Genomic DNA, 23,015 nt, shown 5'->3' with positions numbered 1-23,015 from the left:
TTTTATCTCAATCTATTTTAATATCCTACTAATTAAATTAATTTTTTCATCTGACTAGCTAGAGGATCTGCTAAAGTTCCCATAATAACTTGAACATTCTTTCCATCTAACTTCATTATTCCACTAGCTCCTGCTTTCTTAAGAGCTGCTTCATCTATTATTGAAGCATCTTTTAATGTTAATCTTAATCTAGTTATACAGTTATCTAAAACTTCTATATTTTCTTTACCACCAAGTGCAGCTAAAACAACTTCCGCCTTTTCTGCTAATGTTCCACCCTTTGATGGGTTGTTACCTGCTTTTGATACAGTTCCATTAGAAGGTGTTCCTTCATTATCATCATCAAAGTCATCTTCTCTACCAGGAGTTTTTAAATCAAACTTCTTAATAAAGAAAACAAATAAGAAATAGTAAATTACAAATGCCACAGCACCCATTATTAATAACATTAATTGATTTTGTCCTTTACCAAAGTATAGGATGTAGTCAAGTAATCCACCTGAGAAACTAAATGCTAAGTGAACATTCAGCGCATAAGCTACCGCTAGTGATATACCAGTTAGTATTGCATGTATAAAGTAAAGTACTGGTGATAAGAACATGAATGCAAATTCTATTGGCTCTGTAATACCAGTTATAAATGCTGTTAATGCTAATGATAAGAACATACCACCTACAACTGCTTTATTTTTCTTTTTAGCACACATATACATTGCTAAACAAGCTGCTGGTAAACCAAACATCATTATTGGATAGAAACCTGCTGTATAAACCCCTGCTGTTGGATCTCCAGCTAAGTATCTTGTAATATCTCCAGTTGCTATTTGTCCTGAAACTGGATCTGTAAAGCTTCCTAATTGGAACCAAATTACTGTATTCATAACATGATGTAATCCAATTGGAATTAATAATCTGTTTAAGAATCCATATATACCTGCTCCTAAAGCACCTGCTGCAACCATTATGTTAGCAAACCCATCTAGACCTGCTTGGAATGTTGGCCAAGTATATCCAAAGAATATTCCTAAAAATACACATACTGCTGAAGTTACTATTGGAACAAATCTCTTTCCTCCAAAGAACCCTAAGAACTGAGGAACTTGAATATCTTTGAATTTATTATATAAAAGACCTCCTGTAACTCCGGCTACAACTCCACCGAAAGCTCCCATATTTATTGATGGATCAAAGGCTTTTGCGACGCCATTCATAACTAAAAGTCCTAAAAGACCAGCTAGTCCTCCAACCCCGTTATTTTCTTCTGCAAGCCCAAATCCTATACCTACAGCAAAAAGCATTGCCATATTTTCACCAAAGGCAGCTCCACCAGCAGCCTTAAGCCAAGGAATGTTTAATAAGTCAGCATCTCCAAGTCTTAGTAATAAACCTAATGCAGGCATTACTGCGATAGGAACCATTAATGATTTACCTATTCTTTGAAGAAAACCTAAAACTTTTGAACCTTTTTTAGTACTCATATAATTTCCTCCTTATAAGTTTTTCTTTGCTTATTAAGCTCTTTTGTCTTTTCTTTAAAGTCTTTTTACTAAACTTTAAGGCATTCTAATTTTATCATTAATTCCTTATAAATAATATGTATTTATTCCCTTTTTTTGAATGCCTATATAAAATTTCTTATGTTAATTAAATTTTGCATACAAAAAATTTAATTTAATAAGAATTCTTATATAGATATTCACTTTTTTAATTTTATATTAGTATATCCACCTTAAATAGTTATATCTCACCTAAAACAAATGTGTTATCAAATAAATTTATGATAAACTCGAAAAAATAACATAAAAAAAGCTGAAAAGAACATAGTATATTCTTTTCAGCTAATGCCCAAATTTAAATGGTTACACGCTTAAATTATTCTCTTAATATATTATTTAAAATGTTTACATTTTCATAATACTATAAGTTTTTTTTAATGTCAACTTAAAATATAAAGAATAGATTAATAAAAATATCAAAATAAACTTCAAGTAATTTAATACTAATTAGTATAATATTACAAAATTTCAAATGATATTGTATAACAATAGTATTGACTTATAAATTCAAAGACTATATAATATAAATATAACATGTTACTGTTAAATCAGGCATAAGTTTTAGCGGACTTATGCCTGTTTTTTTATATTGGATTCTATATATAGAAAGGATGTGAATTTCTTAACTTAAAGAGTGAGTTAAGAAAATAAATATGTTTGGATTTTTTAAAAAAGACTTAAAATTAGTTGCTCCTGCAACTGGAAAAACTATCGATTTAGCACAAGTACCAGATCAAGTTTTCGCTGAGAAAATGGCTGGAGACGGAGTTGCAATAGAAGTAACTGGTGATACAATAGTTGCTCCTGCTGATGGAGAATTATCATTAGTATTCAAAACTAACCATGCTTTTGCTATGACTTTAAGCAATGGAGTTGAGTTATTAGTACACGTTGGAATAGATACAGTTTCTCTTGAAGGAGAAGGATTCGAAAGATTAACTGAGCCAGGACAACAAGTTAAAGCTGGTACACCAATATTAAAAATAGACAGAGATTTCATATTAGGAAAAGGATTAAAACTACATACTCCTGTTTTAATCACTAACCCAGATATAGTAAAAGAAATGAAGCCTGTTATAGGTCAATCAGTTACTGTAGGAAATGATACTGTTTTAACTTATAAAGTAAAATAATAAAAAGCTGACCATTGGTCAGCTTTTTGTTTATATATTATTCTTCTTTTCTTATTCTTTCAACATGTAACGCTAAATAGCCAATTTCATCCTCTGTTACATCCAATCCAAAATCTTCATTTATTGCTTTAGCTATTTCTATAGCAACTTTATATGATTTCTTATACTTAATCTTAATTATATAAAGTAAATCATTCTTTATTGGTGTATTATTTAAAAGCCTCTCTATAGCAAACCTCAAATGCCCAACAAATCTAGCATAAGATAATGAAGCCCTGTCAACTTCTATGTCTAGCATATCTTCAATATATTCAACAGCTGTATTAGCTATATATGTGTACTTTATTGTATTAGATACTTTACCAGTAGTTCGTGCTGAATGTATATGCATAGCAATAAATCCAATTTCATCATCAACAATATCTATTCCTGTAAATTTCTCAAGTTTTCTCACCATTACAGTAGCTAATTCAAATTCTTTAGGATATAAAGTTTCTATTTCAACTAAAAATGGATTTCTAAGTATTTCTCCATTCTTCATTCTTTTAATAGCAAAAGAAATATGATCTATAAGGCCTATATGAATATTTTCATTTAACTCTGAATTGAAAGCAGTTGCAACCTCTAAAATTAACTCCTCACAGAAAGCTATAAACTCTTTATCATTATTTCCTATTAATCTTCTAAAGTTAACTATATTAGACTCATCCTGTATAGTAAATATTTTCTCTACTTCAGTACCAATAGGAATAATTGATTCCTTTTTATATTTGAATCCTATTCCCTTAGAGAATAATATTACTTCTTTATCATCATCATTAACTAAAACAATATTATTGTTAAAAGCCTTATTAACCTCATATATTTTTTCGGTTCTTTTACTCATAATAATCTCCTTATACCATTTGACTACCATATTATAATTATCGTTAAATCAAATTTTGAATAATAATTATACTGTATATATTATAACCATGTCTATATCTGTTTACATACCAATTATATATTAAAACAAGTTCTTTTACTAATAAAATTATTATTAATATATCAAAGATTATATATTAATCTCAATAAAAAATATTTTTTTGTATACAAAAAAACCTCTCTTCAATAAGAGAGGTTTTGGTGATCTGCCAGGGAATCGAACCCTGGACACCGTGATTAAAAGTCACGTGCTCTACCGACTGAGCTAGCAAATCATATGGACCTGGCGACCACCTACTCTCCCACACAGTCTCCCGTGCAGTACCATCGGCTTCTAAAGGCTTAACCGTCGTGTTCGGAATGGGAACGGGTGTTACCCTAAAGAACATCATCACCAGATATTTAGAAAGATTGTTCTTTCAAAATTGCACATAATCAAATTTAATTTACTATAATTTGGTCAAGCCCTCGATCTATTAGTATCGGTCAGCTGAACATGTTACCATGCTTACACCCCCGACCTATCAACCTTGTGTTCTTCAAGGGATCTTACTAGCTTACGCTATGGGAAATCTCATCTTGAGGTTGGCTTCACGCTTAGATGCTTTCAGCGTTTATCCATTCCCGACTTAGCTACCCAGCTGTGCTCCTGGCGGAACAACTGGTACACCAGAGGTCAGTCCATCCCGGTCCTCTCGTACTAAGGACAGCTCCTCTCAAATTTCCTACGCCCGCGACGGATAGGGACCGAACTGTCTCACGACGTTCTGAACCCAGCTCGCGTGCCGCTTTAATGGGCGAACAGCCCAACCCTTGGGACCTACTTCAGCCCCAGGATGCGACGAGCCGACATCGAGGTGCCAAACCTCCCCGTCGATGTGGACTCTTGGGGGAGATCAGCCTGTTATCCCCGAGGTAGCTTTTATCCGTTGAGCGATGGCCCTCCCACGAGGTACCACCGGATCACTAAGCCCGACTTTCGTCCCTGCTCCACTTGTGGGTGTCGCAGTCAGGCTCCCTTCTGCCTTTGCACTCTTCGAACGATTTCCGACCGTTCTGAGGGAACCTTTGGGCGCCTCCGTTACTTTTTAGGAGGCGACCGCCCCAGTCAAACTGCCCACCTAACAATGTCCTGTGACCAGATTCATGGCCGCCAGTTAGAATTTCAGTACTGTCAGGGTGGTATCCCAAGGATGACTCCACTAAGGCTGACGCCCTAGTTTCCTAGTCTCCCACCTATCCTGTACAGACAATACCAAAACTCAATGCTAAGCTACAGTAAAGCTCTACGGGGTCTTTCCGTCCAATCGCGGGTAGCGAGCATCTTCACTCGCACTACAACTTCGCCGGATTTACAGTTGAGACAGTGCCCAAGTCATTACGCCATTCGTGCGGGTCAGAACTTACCTGACAAGGAATTTCGCTACCTTAGGACCGTTATAGTTACGGCCGCCGTTTACTGGGGCTTAAGTTCATACCTTCGCTTGCGCTAAGTATTCCCCTTAACCTTCCAGCACCGGGCAGGCGTCAGCCCCTATACATCAGCTTACGCTTTAGCAGAGACCTGTGTTTTTGCTAAACAGTTGCTTGGGCCTATTCTCTGCGGCCTACTCTCGTAGGCACCCCTTCTCGCGAACTTACGGGGTCAATTTGCCGAGTTCCTTAACTGTAATTCTTCCGCCGGCCTTAGGATTCTCTCCTCACCTACCTGTGTCGGTTTGCGGTACGGGCACTACTTCTCTCTCTAGACGCTTTTCTTGGCAGCGTGGAATCATGTACTTCGGTTCCGTAGAACCTTCCCCATCACACCTCAGCATTATGAAAGCGGATTTGCCTACTTTCACTGCCTAAGTGCTTAGACTAGCATCCAATAGCTAGCACACACTATCCTCCTGCGTCACGCCATCGATAATAACGATGGTAGTGGTACTGGAATATCAACCAGTTGTCCATCACCTACGCCTTTCGGCCTCGGCTTAGGTCCCGACTAACCCTCAGCGGACGAACCTTCCTGAGGAAACCTTAGGTTTTCGGCCTGTGGGATTCTCACCCACATCTCGCTACTGATGCCAACATTCTCACTCGTAATCAGTCCACCGCTCCTTACGGTACGACTTCAGCCCGATTACGACGCTCTCCTACCGCTTGAATTAAATTCAAGCCCGTAGCTTCGGTGGTAAGTTTAGCCCCGTTACATTTTCGGCGCAAGATCTCTCGACTAGTGAGCTATTACGCACTCTTTTAATGAGTGGCTGCTTCTAAGCCAACATCCTAGTTGTCTTAGAAATCTCACATCCTTTCCCACTTAACTTACACTTTGGGACCTTAGCTGACGATCTGGGCTGTTTCCCTTTTGACTACGGATCTTATCATTCGCAGTCTGACTGCCGAGCTCATAGTATGTGGCATTCGGAGTTTGATAAGGTTCGGTAAGCGCTATGCCCCCTAGCCCATTCAGTGCTCTACCTCCACTACTCATACTCGACGCTAGCCCTAAAGCTATTTCGGAGAGAACCAGCTATCTCCGGGTTCGATTGGAATTTCTCCGCTATCCACAGCTCATCCCATGCTTTTTCAACAGCAACGTGGTTCGGTCCTCCACGAGGTTTTACCCTCGCTTCAACCTGGCCATGGATAGGTCACCCGGTTTCGGGTCTACGGCATGCAACTAGTCGCCCTATTCAGACTCGGTTTCCCTTCGGCTCCGTACCTTAAGTACTTAACCTTGCTACATACCGTAACTCGTTGGCTCGTTCTACAAAAAGCACTTCATCACCCTCATAAGGGGCTTTGAACGGTTGTAGGCACACGGTTTCAGGTTCTATTTCACTCCCCTCCCGGGGTTCTTTTCACCTTTCCCTCACGGTACTGCTTCACTATCGGTCATCAGGTAGTATTTAGCCTTGGGAGGTGGTCCTCCCTGCTTCCCACAAGGTTTCACGTGTCTCGTGGTACTCTGGATCATAACTCGTGGTCTTCTCGTTTCACTTACAGGACTATTACCTTCTACGGTGGAGCTTTCCAGCTCTCTTCAGTTACAATAGCCTCCACTTTGATGCTATGTCCACAACCCCGGAAACAAGTTTCCGGTTTGGGCTCTTTCCCTTTCGCTCGCCGCTACTAAGAAAATCGATTTTTCTTTCTCTTCCTCTAGGTACTTAGATGTTTCAGTTCCCTAGGTTACCCTCCATAAGCTATGTATTCACTTATGGATACATGGGGTTTCCCATGTGAGTTTCCTCATTCGGAAATCTTCGGATCTCAGACTATGTGCGTCTACCCGAAGCTTATCGCAGCTTATCACGTCCTTCATCGGCTCCTGATGCCAAGGCATTCACCATGCGCCCTTTGTAGCTTGACCTATATTAGTTATAGTTCTCATTTTACAAAGAATAGAAATTGGTTTGCCAATTTGGCTTTGTTGTTTTCTATAAATTAAATTATTATGTGCAATTTTCAAAGAACAATTTTGAGAGATAGTCTCTCAAAATTAAACAGAGATATTATCCAGATTCTTTTTATCATCTTAGTTATCCTAAGATGTATTCCTTAGAAAGGAGGTGATCCAGCCGCAGGTTCTCCTACGGCTACCTTGTTACGACTTCACCCCAATCGCTGACCCTACCTTCGGCCGCTGCCTCGCTTACGCGTTAGCTCACGGACTTCGGGTATTGCCAACTCTCATGGTGTGACGGGCGGTGTGTACAAGACCCGGGAACGTATTCACCGCGACATTCTGATTCGCGATTACTAGTAACTCCAGCTTCATGTAGGCGAGTTTCAGCCTACAATCCGAACTGAGACTGGTTTTAAAGTTTGGCTCCACCTCGCGGTATTGCATCTCTCTGTACCAGCCATTGTAGCACGTGTGTAGCCCTACACATAAGGGGCATGATGATTTGACGTCATCCCCACCTTCCTCCTGGTTAACCCAGGCAGTCTCGCTAGAGTCCTCAACTTAATGGTAGTAACTAACGACAAGGGTTGCGCTCGTTGCGGGACTTAACCCAACATCTCACGACACGAGCTGACGACAACCATGCACCACCTGTCACCTTGTCCCCGAAGGGATTTCCTCGATTAAGAGTAATGCAAGGGATGTCAAGTGTAGGTAAGGTTCTTCGCGTTGCTTCGAATTAAACCACATGCTCCGCTACTTGTGCGGGGCCCCGTCAATTCCTTTGAGTTTTAATCTTGCGACCGTACTCCCCAGGCGGAATACTTAATGCGTTAGCGGCGGCACGGAGGTGTTGAAACCCCCACACCTAGTATTCATCGTTTACGGCGTGGACTACCAGGGTATCTAATCCTGTTTGCTCCCCACGCTTTCGAGCCTCAGCGTCAGTTACAGTCCAGAGAGTCGCCTTCGCCACTGGTGTTCTTCCTAATCTCTACGCATTTCACCGCTACACTAGGAATTCCACTCTCCTCTCCTGCACTCTAGACAACCAGTTTGGAATGCAGCACCCAGGTTGAGCCCGGGTATTTCACATCCCACTTAATTGTCCGCCTACGCTCCCTTTACGCCCAGTAAATCCGGATAACGCTTGCCACCTACGTATTACCGCGGCTGCTGGCACGTAGTTAGCCGTGGCTTCCTCCTTGGGTACCGTCATTATCTTCCCCAAAGACAGAGCTTTACGATCCGAAAACCTTCATCACTCACGCGGCGTTGCTGCATCAGGGTTTCCCCCATTGTGCAATATTCCCCACTGCTGCCTCCCGTAGGAGTCTGGGCCGTGTCTCAGTCCCAATGTGGCCGATCACCCTCTCAGGTCGGCTACGCATCGTCGCCTTGGTAGGCCGTTACCCCACCAACTAGCTAATGCGCCGCGGGTCCATCTCATAGCGGATTGCTCCTTTGATTGAGTGATGATGCCATCTCTCAATGTTATGCGGTATTAATCTTCCTTTCGAAAGGCTATTCCACTCTATGAGGCAGGTTACCCACGTGTTACTCACCCGTCCGCCGCTAATCCGTTTCCCGAAGGAAACTTCATCGCTCGACTTGCATGTGTTAAGCACGCCGCCAGCGTTCATCCTGAGCCAGGATCAAACTCTCAATTTAAAAGTTTAATCTATACTCATATTACTTGTTAAAAGAATTGCTGGTTTATGTTAATATCTTCTGTTTAATTTTCAAAGACCATTTCTTCGTCGCCCTCAAGCGACTTTCTTAGTTTAACATCACTTAGAAACTTTGTCAACAACTTTTTTCAAAACTTTTAATTTGTTTTGTTAAGTTGTTTGCCGTGTCTCTTAGCGACGAGATTTATCTTACCACGTATATAACTATTCCACTATTATATAACATCTATTTTGGTTAATTAATCCTTTCTTTCTCCATTTTACAACTAATTTCTCTATTTTTCTTATATTGATACGCCTGGTTTTATGTACGCTATATAAATACCATTAAAATACAATATAGTTATATTTATAAATATACAATACTAAAATACTAAGTGTAATTTACTAATTTCTATTAAAATACCCCCAATTCACCCTCCCCTTACCTACTCAATAGAGCATATAAATAAACTTTTATATAATTCATTTGCTTAATATGCCTAAAGTAAATGCTATAGTTTGTTTAAAAGTATAATTAATAACCTATTATAAGCAATGATAAAAATACCTTTATCAATTTACTTGTAACTGTACTTTACCCTTATATCAAAGTAGATTCTCTGTTGTACTGTTTCCTCTTCTTATATTGATACAAGAAATTTCTAATATAATAATAGATGTAGAATAAATCACTCACTAAATTAATGATTTATTCTACACCTATAAAAGTACATTACTATATACACTACATATTTCTTTTTCTAATCTTATATAGTATATCCATAAAATTATATCGCTTATCAAAAACTATATTAAAATTATCATAGATACTAATCTATTATCAAATCTTCTATCTAATTCATTATTGCTAAAATCATTGTGATTGATGACCTATTAAATATACATTAATGATCTCCACACCAAAAACTGAAGCAATCTGTCTTATTCCCAACTTATTAAATGAACATATATTAATAATCTCCTCTTCAATATAATGAATATGACTAGTCACCTTTTTTAAAATAAAGAAAAGGTCTGAACAATACAATATCTTTCTATATATGTATACAAATTAAAACCTAACCAAGCACCACATATTATTATTGGAATAATATATCTCTTTTTGTGTTTATTCTTAAAATATACAATTCCATATACAAAACCAAACAAAGGAATCAAATATGCTACTATTATATATCCACAAATAAGCCCTATTAAGAGTAAAGCAAATAATCCTTCCCCTATATCAGATGATGAATAAATTATATATACTACATTTGATATAACAGTAATTAATAATAATATTATTACTGTAATTAAAAATCTTAAATTTATTTTCTTTAAATAATTAAATTTATCCTTAATTTCCTTACTTTCATTATCTATATTAAAGCTAGCATTCAATATTTCATACTCTTTCCTGCAACACTCACAATTATCAATATGCTCTTTTACTAACCTTGTTCCCTCGACACTCAATATATTTTCAGTGTAACCAGATAATAGATCCCTAACTATTTCGCATGATATCTTATCATCCATACAATATATACCTCCTCTAAAAATCATATAAGAGAAATGTATCTCAAATACTCATATCTAATAAATAAGTTTAGTATTAAATATACAACTATAATTAGTAACCATATAAAGATTACATTTGAAATATCATAAACTTCACTTCTATAAGAAGTTTTCTTCCATATCCAACTCACTAATAATGCAATCATCGGTATTGTGTAAGCACCTATTTTATAAAATAGCAATATCCCAAGAGTTTCAGAAGCTCCACTAAATACACTTTCAGCATTATCAAGCATAGTTGATACACTTATACAGATTCCACTGATTACTATAGCTAAAATAAACAATACTACAATTTTCTTTTTAAAATTCTCTAAAGCTTTTAACTCACTATTTTTATTATTATTGCTATTTTCTTTAATGATTCTCTCATATTCCTTTCTGCAGATTTTACATTCATCTAAATGTTCTTTAACATACTTATTAGTTTCTTCACTTCCAAGACCATCAATATATGTCGGCAACAAATCTCTAATTATGCTGCAAGATACTTCTTCCTTCATCTTCTAACCTCCTAATAACCTTAGATTTTCCTCTATAATACGTAACTCTGGCCCAATTTTCTGTTCTTTCTAAAATCTCACCAATTTCCTTAAAACTTAAATCTCCAGTTAACCTAAGATACATAACTTCCTTATAAGGATCATCCATTGCTTGTATCATTTTATATATACTTTTTTTATTTTCATTTGATACAATTAGCTCTTCTACATTACCTATGCTTACCTTTATATTTTCATCAAAGGATGTCTTAACTATCTTTCCTCTTTTATTCCACTCTTGATATAAAAGATGTTTAGCGATTTGACAAAGCCATACCGACATTTTGCATTCCCCATTATATCTATGAATTGATTTAATAGCTTTAAGAAATGTTTCTTGTGTTAATTCTTCTGCCAACTCCCTATCCTTCGTATAACTATATAAAAAACCATATACAACCTTAGAATTCTCCTTATATATTTCTCCAATAGCTTTCACAATTTCACCTCCTACAATATATATCCACTTATTCCTACTTTCGTTACATAAAAATAAAAAAATTTATTTAAACTTCATATCATGTTATAAATCTTTTCTTCAAACATAGAAAATCTCAATACCCTTTCTCAGGATATTGTACCATTTTAACCCATAACATTTTATCTTCATATTCTTATACACAAATAAAAACACTCCTTTAAAGCAAACTAAAGTTTTATCCTAATCAACCTACACTTAAAATAAAGCAAAAAAAAGATAGCCTAAGGATTTATCCCTAAGCTATCAAATTCGCCTAAACTATATCATATATCTTATTTTAATTTCTATTTATTAGCCAATCATTATTGGTGCTCCAGGTCCAAGTGGTAACTTGAGTATGAACCATACCATTAATAAGATTGTCCATCCTATTAGTAAGAATACTGAGTATGGAACCATTGTTGATATCATTGTTCCTATACCTGACTCTTTATCATACTTCTCACTAAATGATACTATTAATGCAAAGTAAGTCATTAATGGAGATATAATGTTTGTTGTTGAGTCTCCGATTCTATAAGCCATCTGAGTCATTTCCGGACTTAATCCTACACCCATTAACATAGGTACGAATATTGGTGCCATAATTGCCCATTTAGCTGAAGCTGATCCCATGAATAAGTTTATAAATGCTGTTACAAGTATAAATCCTATTAATAGAGGAATACCGTTTATTCCTGAAGCTTCTAAGAAGTCTGCTCCCTTAACAGCTATTACTGTTCCTAAGTTTGATTTTCCAAAGTAAGCTACGAACTGAGCTGCGAAGAATACTAATACTATATATCCTCCCATTGTTGACATTGTCTTACTCATTTCAGCAACTATATCTTTATCACTCTTTATTTTACCTGCTCCTATTCCATATCCTACTCCTGCTAGTAAAAATACAAAAGCTATTGAAACTACTATTGAGTTCATGAAAGGAGAAGTTAATATTTCACCTGTTTCTGGATTTCTTAAAATTCCGTTTGCTGGTACAACTAAAGCTCCTATTATTACTATACCTACTAAAGCAAATATTCCTGCAAATTTTAATCCTCTCTTCTCTTTCTTATCAAGAGGCTTCATTGCATCTTCATCGCCTTCTATTAAAGCACCTTTATATTTACCTAATCTAGGTTCTACTATTTTCTCAGTAACTAAAGTACCTATTACAGTTATTACTATTGTTGATGCCATTATGAAATACCAGTTTGATACTGGAGATACTGAATAAGTTGGATCTATCATTTTAGCTCCTTCAGTTGTCATTCCTGATAATAATGCATCTACTGGTCCTGGGAAGAAGTTTGCACTAAATCCACCTGATACACCGGCAAAAGCTGCTGCTATACCAGCTAGTGGATGTCTTCCACAACTCATAAATATTACTGCTCCAAGTGGTACAAGTACAACGTAACCTGCATCAGAAGCTATACTAGACATTACCCCTGCAAAAACTACTACTACTGTAACTAAGCTCTTTGGAGTTTTTAAAACTAATCTTCTTAAAGCTGTTCCTATAAGTCCTGTTCCTTCTGCAACTCCTACCCCAAGCATTGCGACCAAAACAGTTCCTAAAGCTGCGAAACTAGTAAAATTAGTTATTAATGATTCAAATATATATCTTATTCCATCTGGAGTTAATAAACTCTGAATTGAAACTGTTATATCTTTTATTTCATTTGTAGCTCTATCAATTCCTTCATAAGTAACAGATACTCCATTAAAAACATGAGATAAAACTACTATACCTATGCATAAGATTACGAAAATCGTAGCTGGGTGTGGTAACTTATTTCCTACTGTTTCAATGAAACCAAGAATACCGCCTTTTTTCTGTTTAACTTCATTTTTAACTTTCATATATGTTTGCCCCCCTTTTTAATACTTTAATACTTTTTCAATTCTATAGTTATAATTCCATTAATAATAAAATCTGTTTTTTAATTATCTTGTAATTTATTATATCATTTATTGTTAATATTTCAATATTATCATATTTATATAACATAATGTTAATATTTAGGTAGTGTGCTTAATGATTTACTCTATTTAATCAAATGAAGTATTTACAACACTTTAAGTGTATTTCACAGAAAAACACATGCACTTTTATCGTTCAAATTTTATTAACATGTATTTTAATAAAATAATACCAACTATTTCTCAAAATAATTTTATTACATTAAATAATACATAATACTTTTAAAACATTTAAATATGTAAAAAATTGTTTAGAAACTATTAGTTATTGGAATAATTAATGTTACAATAATACTTAGTATGAAATTTATTAAAAAGGGGGGATTTTCATAGATTACACAACTTTTCTGCTTTATACAGCACTTATAATTAATGTAATTTTATCTGTAGTAGTTGTTGTATTAGAAAGAAAGCAACCTGAAAAGACAATAGCCTGGCTACTAATTCTAACTTTACTACCTCCAATAGGATTAATACTATATATATTCTTAGGACGTAACTGGAAAAGAAATAAGCTTAATGATAGAATAAATCCTCAAGTTAAAGATTTAATTAGCCCTATATTAGATGAATATCCAAAAAAGCAGTATGTTTCTCTTATGGAACTATTAGCTTTTAATAGTGATTCACCTATATTCATAAATAATGACATAAAGATATATAAAGATGGAAATGAAAAATTTAAAGACTTAAAAGCAGAGCTTCTTAAAGCAAAGCACCATATACATCTTGAATATTACATAGTTAATAGTGATGAACTAGGAAATGAGATAAAGGATATTTTAATCAAAAAATCTTTAGAAGGTGTCAAAGTTAGATTTATTATAGATAAGGTTGGTGCAAATAAACTTAAAAGAAGTTATGTTAAAGAACTAAGAAAAGCTGGTGTATCAGTTGTGATTTACTCTTACTTCTTAGCACCTCTTCTTAAAGCAATAAATACTCAGATAAACTATAGAAACCATAGAAAAATAGTTGTTATTGATGGTCAAGTAGGATTCTTAGGCGGAATAAACATAGGTGATGAATATCTAGGTAAAAACAAAAAGTTTGGCTATTGGAGAGATACTCATATTATGGTTAAAGGTGATTTTGTACTAGCTCTTCAAGCAGTATTTTTAGATGACTTTATAACTATAGAAAAAGCTAATAATAGTACATATACATTTTATGATAAAGAATTCTCAGAATACTTTCCTGAAAAGACAATTGCCAAAGAAAGAGTTCTTATGCAATTAGTTAAAAGTGGACCTGACTCAACCTTCCCTGCAATAATGCAGAGTATTTTAAAAATGATTATGACTGCAAGAAAGAATATCTATATAACTACTCCATACTTTGTTCCTCCATCTAGTATTATAGAAGCTCTTAGAATAGCATCACTTAGTGGAGTTGATGTAAAAATAATATTCCCAGAAAAATCTGACCACTTCATGGTAAATAAGGCTTCAAAAAGCTATTTAGCAGAACTTATGGACTGTGGCATAGAAGTTTACTTTTATGATAAAAAATCTTTTGTGCATGCAAAGACAATGACAATCGATGGTGAAATTTGTACTTTAGGAACCGCAAATATGGACATACGTAGCTTTGAACTTAATTACGAAATAAATACAGTTATATATGATGATAAGATAACGGCTAAGTTAGATGAATTATTCTATGAAGATTTAATTAAATGTAGACATTATAAAATTGAAGAATATGAAAAGACAACAAAGTTTGATAAATTCATAGAAGGAGTTACAAGAATATTCTCGTCTTTACTTTAAATAAAAAAGTTTCTCTATATAATATAAATTATATAAAGAAACTTTTTTGATATTTAAAGATATATTTGAGGCTTTATCTTTTATTTACTAATTCCTATGAGATAACATATTTTTAATATAAATAACCATCATCCCAAAGGTTCCTCCTGATGTATCTATTAAGACATCTGTAAACTGTCCACTTCTTCCATCTACAAATAATTGATGGAATTCATCACTACAAGCATACCCAAATACTATCATTAATGAATATATATATCCTAGTTTACTTTTAACATAGAATCTTATAACATTGAATACTAATAAGTATAGAATCATATATTCAGTAAAATGAGCACCCTTTCTTATGACAAACGTTGCTAAGTCACCAAACTTACTTAAGTCTAAGCCTAGCATATTCATCAATACAACCACAAAATCACTTTGTTTAGAAGATACCTCTCCTGGTTGATTAGACATGAAGAATATAAAAACCATCCATAGTAACATAAGCACCCATGCAATTATCTTTTTCCTTTTATTATCCATAGCATCTCCTCTTAAACTTATTCTATATAAATTAATTTAAATGATGCTATACTTTATTGCAAGCTTAGATTATATTAGGCTTGCTCAAAACCATAGGACAGTAATCAAGACCAACTATTTTCTCGTCATCTCTAACTACAGCAGCCTTGTCAGTTATTATCTTATCCAAATGAGCACTCTCCCCAATTACAGTCTCTTGCATTATAATACAATTTTTGATAACTGCATCAGGTCCTACATATACTCTTCTTCCAACTATACAATTTTCAATTTTTCCTTCAATATATGAACCATTCGCTATTATAGAATTAGTTACATTACTATTCTTAGTATAGTGTGTTGGTCCCTCATCTCTAGATTTAGTATATATAGGAGCATTCTCTATAAACAACTCCTTATAAACCTCTTCATCTAATAAATCCATATTAGCTTTATAATAAGCTTTTAATGAATTTACACAACTTAAATATCCTTTAAATTCAAATCCACCAACTTTTAACTCATCTAAGCTATCGTTTAAATAGTTCTTGAATTTTCTGTGTGAGCCTTGTCTTATACATTCATATATTATTTCAATAAGAAGATCTGTTCTTAATATATACATTTCCATGCTTATATTAGCTTCCTCATCTCTTCCTAGATTTTTCCCTACACTTTTAATCAATCCATTGCTTGTAAGATTTAAAACATCACACTCAATGAAGTCTGAATCAGCATAATCAATATGCTTATAAACTACTGTTACATCATTATCATTCTTTTTATGGAACTCTAAAACTTCCTTTAAGTCTATATTACAAATCATATATGAAGGAGCTATTAAAACATACTCTCTTCTACTTTTAGTTAAGAAATCTAAATTTTCATAAAGATTTGTTATATCATCATAGTATGGTTCTCTCTCACCAAAGTTAAATACTCTTAAACCATCTCTCTTTCTGTGTAAATCCCAAGGTCTACCATTAGTTAAATGATCTACTAATGAACGTGACTTATTCTTTGTTAAAATTCCTAATGATTCAATACCTGCATTTGTCATATTAGAAAGTATAAAATCAACTACTCTATACCTACCAGCAATAGGTACAGCTGCTAACGGTCTATTCTTAACAAGCTCACCCATTCTACTTTCATTCTCATCTAAGTTTATTATACCTATGCAATTATTCATAAACTCTCCCCCTCGCACATACCATTGCTTACTTTACCATAGCACATTCTTCAATTACTTCTTTATTTGCTACAACTACTTCTTTTGATGCAATTACTGCTATCTCTTCACCATTACCAACTCTACAATTTTCACCTACTATAGCCTCACTACCTATGATAGCTTTTTCTATAACAACACCATCATTAATTCTAGTATTAGGCATAATTACAGCATCCTTAATAACAGCTCCTTTTCCAACATATACACCTTGGAATAAAACTGAATTCTCTACTTTACCGTGTACTATACACCCTTCAACAGTAAGCGAAGATTTTATTTCAGCATCTTTTCCAATATATTGAGCTGGTCTAACAGGGTTAGCAGAGTATATTCTCCACTCACTATCATAAAGGCTTAATTCATCCTCATGTTTTAATAAATCCATATTTGCTTCCCATAAGCTATCTATAGTTCCAACATCTTTCCAATATCCCTTGAATGGATAAGCTATCAATCTCTTTCCTGAGTTTAACATTTTAGGAATTATGTTTTTACCAAAGTCGTTACTTGAGTTTAGATCTAATTCATCCTCTTCTAAGAATTTCTTTAGAACTTTCCAATTGAATATATATATACCCATTGAAGCATTTGTGCTCTTTGGATGTTCTGGCTTCTCTTCAAACTCATATATTGATAAATCCTCATTAGTGTTCATTATTCCAAATCTACTAGCCTCATGCATAGGAACATCTATAACAGCTATTGTAGCATCAGCTTCTTTTTGTTTATGCATTTGTAGCATTTTATCATAATCCATTTTATAAATATGGTCTCCTGATAAAATTAGTACATACTCTGGGTCATATCTCTCAATAAATTCAATGTTTTGGTAGATTGCATTAGCAGTACCTTTGTACCAATCTCCACCTTTTTCTTTTTGATATGGAGGTAATATACTTACTCCTCCATCTCTTCTGTCTAAATCCCATGTGTCTCCAATACCAATGTGTTCATTTAATGCTAAAGGCTTATACTGTGTTAACACACCAACAGTATAAATCCCTGAATTTGAGCAGTTACTTAAAGGGAAGTCTATAATTCTGTATTTTCCCCCAAAAGGAACTGCTGGCTTTGCTAAATTCTTAGTTAGCACGCCTAACCTGGAGCCTTGACCTCCAGCTAATATCATTGCAACTATCTCTTTCTTTGACATAAGCTATTTCCTCCCAATATATCCCCTTTTATCCCATTTACTGGATATTTTAATTATAGCATACTTTAACTATAACTTTAATAGTTAAATAAAGTAAATTTATAATTATTTAACTTAAAACATTAATTATTTTAAATTAATCAAATCTCTAAAAAAAAATAAATTATAACCATTTACACTTTATTATTAATATATTCATAATAAAGAGTACTAGAAATTATTAAAGTTCTAGTACTCTTTAAACTTACTTAGCTTCTGATAAAAATTGATTTATATACGCTACAGATTGTTCTATTAGAACTTGACCACTCCCAAGATTTTCAATATCCCTTTCAAGTGTATTTATTCTCTGTTCAACTCTATAAACAATTTCTTTTACATCATTTAAAACTTTAGTTTCATAAGATATTTGATTTCCATCAGCATCAACATAAATATTCTCTGGTGGATTTCCACAAACCATACACTTTGCATATATAGCATCACTTTCAGTATCTTTAAAAACCTTAAATGTATCATTATTACAGCTTGAACAGTTAGATAATATCAGAATTGAATCATTGTCTGAGTGATAACTATATTCACTATTACACTCTCTACAAACTAATTTAATTTCACCAACTTGGTTATCTATATAAAAAGTATTCCCATTGCAACCTTCTCTTTGGCACACAATTGTTCTTATCATATTCTCCACCTCCATATATGGATTAATATGATTTTTATATTTAGAAAATACCTTTTAATTAGTTAATATTTTATAACTTTCTCCTTTTATATCTAAAATAACTTCTCCATTCTCACATACGAAGCTTTCTTTTGAAAATTTATCTTTTAATATTTTATCTTCACACCTCAAAGATATTCTTTGATTGTATTGACTTCTATTTACTATAATTATAATTTTCTCATTATCTATATACCTACTAAACGCTACTATACTATCTGGCAAATCTTTATATATATATATTTCACCATACTTTAAAACTTTTTCTTCTTTTCTAAGATTTCCAAACTTTTTATATATTTTCATTATCTCTTTATTTTCCCTTCCCCACGGATACGCTTTCCTGTTCTCAGGGTCCTTATTTCCCAAAAGTCCTGCTTCATCGCCATAATATATTAATGGAACTCCTGGAAGTGTCATTTGCATACAAACAGATAATTCTAACTTCTTTAAACTTTCTCCTAATATAGTTAATATTCTTTCCGTATCATGATTCCCTAACAAGTTCATAGCTGAATAAAAGTTTTCTCTAGGATAATTTTCTTTAAGGCTCATTATATTTTTTCTAAAGTCATTTGAAGAGATGTTTCCATTTATAAAATCAACTAATGTATTTTTAAAAGGATAATTTGTAACAGAATCAAGTTCATCACCCAATAAATATCTTCTTTTCTTTGAATAACTAACCTTATTAGATGCATCTTCCCAAACTTCTCCTATTAAAATACTATCTTTTTTAGTTTCTTTCATTTTATCTTTTATCATCTTTATAAACTCATCGGGAAGTTCATCAGCAACATCTAATCTCCATCCACTTGCACCCAAATTCAACCACATAGAAATTATAGAGTTTTTATTCTTTATTATATAATCCACATAGCTTGGTTCTAATTCTTCTACATTTGGTTGGTTATCAAATCCCCACCAACATTCATACCTATTTGGGTAGTCATAAAATCTATACCAATTGTAATACTTGGAATATTTAGATTCATATGCACCAAGTTCACTATAATTACCATGTTTATTAAAATATCTACTATCTGAACCCGTATGACTAAATACTCCGTCTAATATTATTTTTATCCCCTTTTCTTCTGCCTCTTCACAAAGCTCTTTAAACTCTTCGTTAGTTCCATACATCCTATCAATATTTTCATAATCGCCAGTATCATACTTATGACAACTTACAGCATCAAAAATAGGATTCATGTATATTATGCTTGCTCCAAGAGATTTTATATAATCAAGATTATCTCTTACTCCTTTAAGATTTCCTCCATAGAAATCCCATCTTTCAATACTCCCATTATTATCTCTTATATACATTGGTTTATCATACCAACTACCATAAATAAATATATTCTTCTTTTTATTTAATATTTCATTATTCTTATTTCCATTACAAAATCTATCAACAAATATTTGATAAATTATTCCCTCTTTATACCAATTAGGAACTTTACTTTCCTTAAAAACAGTTATTTGATATGGTTTTGGGAAATCGTAATATATCTTTCCTTTTCCCCCTAAACCCTCATCATTATTCCCATAATACTGAGTAAATCCGTTTTTAACATGCCTAAAATAATAATTTATAACTCCTAAGGATTCCTTAGTATCTATAATTCCCCTATAAAGAATATATCCTTCTTCAAACTTTTCAATCAGCATAGGTATAGAATATCTAAAACCATCAAACTTTGTAACTTCTATAAAAACATCGCCCTGTTCTTCACACTCCAAAAACAGATTAACCTTTGTCCCTATAGAAACCGCTCCGAAAGGCTCTCTATAAAAGGTATCTTGAGAATCATGAAAAATATAGTCTTTTCCCATAACATACCCCTTTCTTACTTAATAAAAAAGCACTTATATTAATATAGTATTAATATAAGTGCTTTATGGATTATGAATTATATGAAATTCTATAAATTTTTATATATAACTTTTGATCCCCATATTCCTGTGGCATATTCTGATATTGTTCTATCTGAAGAAAATATACCTGAATGTGCAATATTTATACCACATTTTTTTTGCCAGCCTTTAGTATCTCTGTACAACTGATCTACTCTGTCTTGAGCATTTAAATATGAGTCAAAATCTTTTAATACAAAAAACTCATCATTATAGGTTAATAAATGGTCATATAAACTTAAAAACTTTTCTTTGTTATTAGAATAATTTCCATTTATTAAATCATCTGTTACTCTTATTAACCTATTATCTTTATTTCTAGTATCCCATGCAGAATATCCCCCTCTAGCATAATAGTCTAATACTTCATGCTCAGTCATACCAAATATAACAATATTATCTTCTCCTACTTCATCTTTTATTTCTATATTAGCTCCATCTAATGTTGCTATTGTCATTGCACCATTCATCATAAACTTCATATTAGAAGTACCTGAAGCCTCTTTGGTAGTTGTTGATATTTGTTCGCTTAGGTCTGTAGCTGGAATTATCTTTTCAGCTAAGGATACTCTATAATTTTCTAAAAATACAACCTTTATTTTATCTCTAATACGCGGATCATTATTAACCTTTTTAGCTATAGCATTAATAAGTTCTATTGTTTTCTTTGCTAAATAGTATGCCGGTGCTGCTTTCCCTGCAAAAATAAAAGTTCTTGGAACTATATCTAAATCTGGATTTTCAATAAGCCTATTATAAAGCTCCATAATTCTTAGACAATTTAAAGTTTGTCTCTTATATGCATGGATTCTCTTAACTTGAACATCAAAAATTGAGTTTGGATCAACTTTAACTCCTTGAGTATTAAGAATTACTTTTGCTAACTTCTCCTTATTATTCTTCTTAATCTCTCCTAATCTATCTAAAACATAGTTATTATCAACATACTTTTGGAAATTTTCCATATCTGTTGGATGTTTAATAAAACTATCTCCTATTGTCTCTTTTAAAAGATTAGTAAGTTCAGGGTTAGATTTAAGAAGCCATCTTCTATGAGCTATTCCATTAGTTTTATTATTGAACTTGCTTGGATAAAGATAATAAAAATCGCTCATTTCCTTCTTCTTAAGTATTTCTGTATGAAGTTTTGCAACACCATTTACACTATGACTTCCTACTATTGCAAGATTAGCCATTCTAACAAAGCCATCCCCTATAATAGCCATCTTAGAAATCTTATCCCACTGTCCAGTGTACTTATGCCAAAGTTCCTCACAATATCTTTCATTCATCTCTTCAACAATCATATATATCCTTGGAAGCAATTCCTTAAACATATTTATTGGCCACTTTTCTAAAGCCTCTGCTAAGATAGTATGATTTGTATAAGATATCGTATTAGTGGTTATTCTCATTGAAGTTTCCCACGAAAGTCCCTCTTCATCTAAGAGAATTCTCATAAGTTCTGGTATTGCCAAAGTAGGATGAGTATCGTTTATGTGTATTGCTAGATATTCATCAAGTTCTTCTATTTTTCCACCGGTCTTTTTATAATGTCTAACTATGCTTTGAAGTCCTGCTGAAACAAAGAAATATTGTTGTTTTAATCTTAAAAGCTTACCCTCATCCATTGAATCATCTGGATATAAAACCTGTGATATAGCTTCTATAGAGTTCCTATACTCTATAGCTTTTAAATATTGTCCCCTATTGAAAGATCCAAAATCAAATTCATTATCTACAGGTTCAGCACTCCAAAGTCTTAAATTATTTACAACATTATTCTCATATCCAACAACAGGAGTATCATAAGGAACTGCTAATATAGGCTCATAATTCACATGAGTAAATGTTAACCTTCCATTTGCAGTTTCACATTTAATATTTCCTCCAAACTTAACTATTTCAGCCTTGTCTGGTTTCTTTATCTCCCACACATTACCATTTTTAAGCCAAACATCTGGAGTCTCTACTTGAGAACCATCTATAATCTTTTGTTTGAAAAATCCATATTTATATCTTATTCCACATCCATGTCCTGCTATATTTAAAGAAGCCATAGAGTCTAAAAAGCAAGCTGCTAATCTACCTAGTCCACCATTTCCTAATCCTTGATCACTTTCAAACTCCTCTAGCTCCTCTAAATCGATGTCTAATTCCTTAAGAGCTTCTCTACATGTTTCTCTTATACCTAAATTTAAGAGAGCATCACCCAAAAGTCTTCCTAGTAAAAATTCCATAGAAAAATAATAAACTTGCTTTTGCTTAGAATCCTCATAATTCTTCTTTGTATTAATCCAATCCTCAGCAATATAGTCCTTTACTAGACTTCCTAAAGCCTCATATTTATGAAAGCTTTGTCCCTCTTCAAGCTCAATTCCATGTAGTTCTAAGAACTTCTTTTTATAATCCTTCTTAAAACTCTCTTTATCGACTAATAGCATACA

General features: G+C 33.5%; 14 protein-coding genes, 1 tRNA gene and 3 rRNA genes. 2 read left to right on the top strand and 16 right to left on the bottom strand.

Translation table 11 applies throughout. The features are described 5' to 3' along the window. Positions 1-32: 32 nt before the first annotated feature. Positions 33-1,478, bottom strand: coding sequence for an N-acetylglucosamine-specific PTS transporter subunit IIBC (nagE, locus tag ACQZHJ_RS00790; RefSeq protein WP_430483654.1), 1,446 nt, complete (start codon positions 1,476-1,478; stop codon positions 33-35). Between the two features lie 731 nt (positions 1,479-2,209). Here nagE and ACQZHJ_RS00785 point away from each other — a divergent pair. Then, the gene (locus ACQZHJ_RS00785) at positions 2,210-2,689 is read left to right on the top strand and encodes a PTS sugar transporter subunit IIA (RefSeq protein WP_430483547.1); all 480 of its coding nucleotides are present in this window, start codon (positions 2,210-2,212) and stop codon (positions 2,687-2,689) included. Positions 2,690-2,726: 37 nt separating this feature from the next. On the opposite strand, the gene ACQZHJ_RS00780 is transcribed toward ACQZHJ_RS00785, so the two are convergent. The 9 genes from ACQZHJ_RS00780 to ACQZHJ_RS00740 form a co-directional block, all read right to left on the bottom strand. After that, positions 2,727-3,575, bottom strand: a complete 849-nt coding sequence (locus ACQZHJ_RS00780; protein ID WP_430483653.1) for a BglG family transcription antiterminator — start codon at positions 3,573-3,575, stop codon at positions 2,727-2,729. A gap of 237 nt (positions 3,576-3,812) precedes the next feature. Then, positions 3,813-3,888: transfer RNA gene (locus ACQZHJ_RS00775), tRNA-Lys, on the bottom strand. Positions 3,889-3,894: 6 nt separating this feature from the next. Continuing rightward, positions 3,895-4,012: ribosomal RNA gene (gene rrf / locus ACQZHJ_RS00770) — 5S ribosomal RNA — on the bottom strand. Between the two features lie 57 nt (positions 4,013-4,069). Next, positions 4,070-6,974: ribosomal RNA gene (locus ACQZHJ_RS00765) — 23S ribosomal RNA — on the bottom strand. A gap of 192 nt (positions 6,975-7,166) precedes the next feature. Next, positions 7,167-8,681 (bottom strand): 16S ribosomal RNA (locus tag ACQZHJ_RS00760). The 16S, 23S and 5S rRNA genes sit together here with 1 tRNA gene alongside, the layout of an rRNA operon. 1,019 nt (positions 8,682-9,700) lie before the next feature. Further along, a complete protein-coding gene (locus tag ACQZHJ_RS00755) occupies positions 9,701-10,225 on the bottom strand; it encodes a zf-HC2 domain-containing protein (protein WP_430483652.1) in 525 nt (174 codons plus the stop codon). A 23-nt stretch (positions 10,226-10,248) separates the two neighbouring features. After that, a complete protein-coding gene (locus tag ACQZHJ_RS00750) occupies positions 10,249-10,770 on the bottom strand; it encodes a zf-HC2 domain-containing protein (protein WP_430483651.1) in 522 nt (173 codons plus the stop codon). Beyond that, on the bottom strand, positions 10,739-11,248 hold the full coding sequence (locus ACQZHJ_RS00745) for an RNA polymerase sigma factor (protein WP_430483650.1): 510 nt from the start codon (positions 11,246-11,248) through the stop codon (positions 10,739-10,741). The genes ACQZHJ_RS00750 and ACQZHJ_RS00745 overlap by 32 nt, the downstream gene beginning before the upstream one ends. A 333-nt stretch (positions 11,249-11,581) precedes the next feature. After that, complete coding sequence (locus tag ACQZHJ_RS00740; RefSeq protein WP_430483649.1) at positions 11,582-13,135, bottom strand: AbgT family transporter; 1,554 nt, start codon at positions 13,133-13,135, stop codon at positions 11,582-11,584. A 443-nt stretch (positions 13,136-13,578) separates the two neighbouring features. Here ACQZHJ_RS00740 and cls point away from each other — a divergent pair, with 443 nt between their 5' ends. Further along, entirely contained in the window at positions 13,579-15,027 is a 1,449-nt protein-coding gene (cls, locus tag ACQZHJ_RS00735) for a cardiolipin synthase (protein ID WP_430486844.1), read from the top strand. A gap of 87 nt (positions 15,028-15,114) precedes the next feature. Here the strand turns inward: cls and ACQZHJ_RS00730 are convergent, their stop codons facing one another. From ACQZHJ_RS00730 to ACQZHJ_RS00705, 6 genes are all read right to left on the bottom strand, one after another. Further along, positions 15,115-15,555 carry a VanZ family protein gene (locus tag ACQZHJ_RS00730; protein ID WP_430483648.1) on the bottom strand — a complete coding sequence of 147 codons (441 nt, stop codon included), beginning with the start codon at positions 15,553-15,555 and terminating at the stop codon, positions 15,115-15,117. A gap of 64 nt (positions 15,556-15,619) precedes the next feature. Further along, entirely contained in the window at positions 15,620-16,726 is a 1,107-nt protein-coding gene (gene glgD, locus ACQZHJ_RS00725; protein ID WP_430483647.1) for a glucose-1-phosphate adenylyltransferase subunit GlgD, read from the bottom strand. Positions 16,727-16,754: 28 nt separating this feature from the next. Beyond that, positions 16,755-17,921, bottom strand: a complete 1,167-nt coding sequence (locus tag ACQZHJ_RS00720) for a glucose-1-phosphate adenylyltransferase (RefSeq protein WP_430483646.1) — start codon at positions 17,919-17,921, stop codon at positions 16,755-16,757. A gap of 244 nt (positions 17,922-18,165) precedes the next feature. Continuing rightward, a complete protein-coding gene (locus tag ACQZHJ_RS00715; protein WP_430483645.1) occupies positions 18,166-18,609 on the bottom strand; it encodes a hypothetical protein in 444 nt (147 codons plus the stop codon). A gap of 54 nt (positions 18,610-18,663) precedes the next feature. After that, complete coding sequence (locus tag ACQZHJ_RS00710; protein ID WP_430483644.1) at positions 18,664-20,487, bottom strand: glycoside hydrolase family 13 protein; 1,824 nt, start codon at positions 20,485-20,487, stop codon at positions 18,664-18,666. Between the two features lie 89 nt (positions 20,488-20,576). Further along, on the bottom strand, positions 20,577-23,012 hold the full coding sequence (locus tag ACQZHJ_RS00705; protein ID WP_430483643.1) for a glycogen/starch/alpha-glucan phosphorylase: 2,436 nt from the start codon (positions 23,010-23,012) through the stop codon (positions 20,577-20,579). Between the last annotated feature and the right edge of the window lie 3 nt (positions 23,013-23,015).

The organism is Clostridium sp. B9, from assembly GCF_050509515.1.
Classification (GTDB): domain Bacteria; phylum Bacillota; class Clostridia; order Clostridiales; family Clostridiaceae; genus Sarcina.
This window is presented reverse-complemented; position numbering and strand designations above follow the sequence as displayed.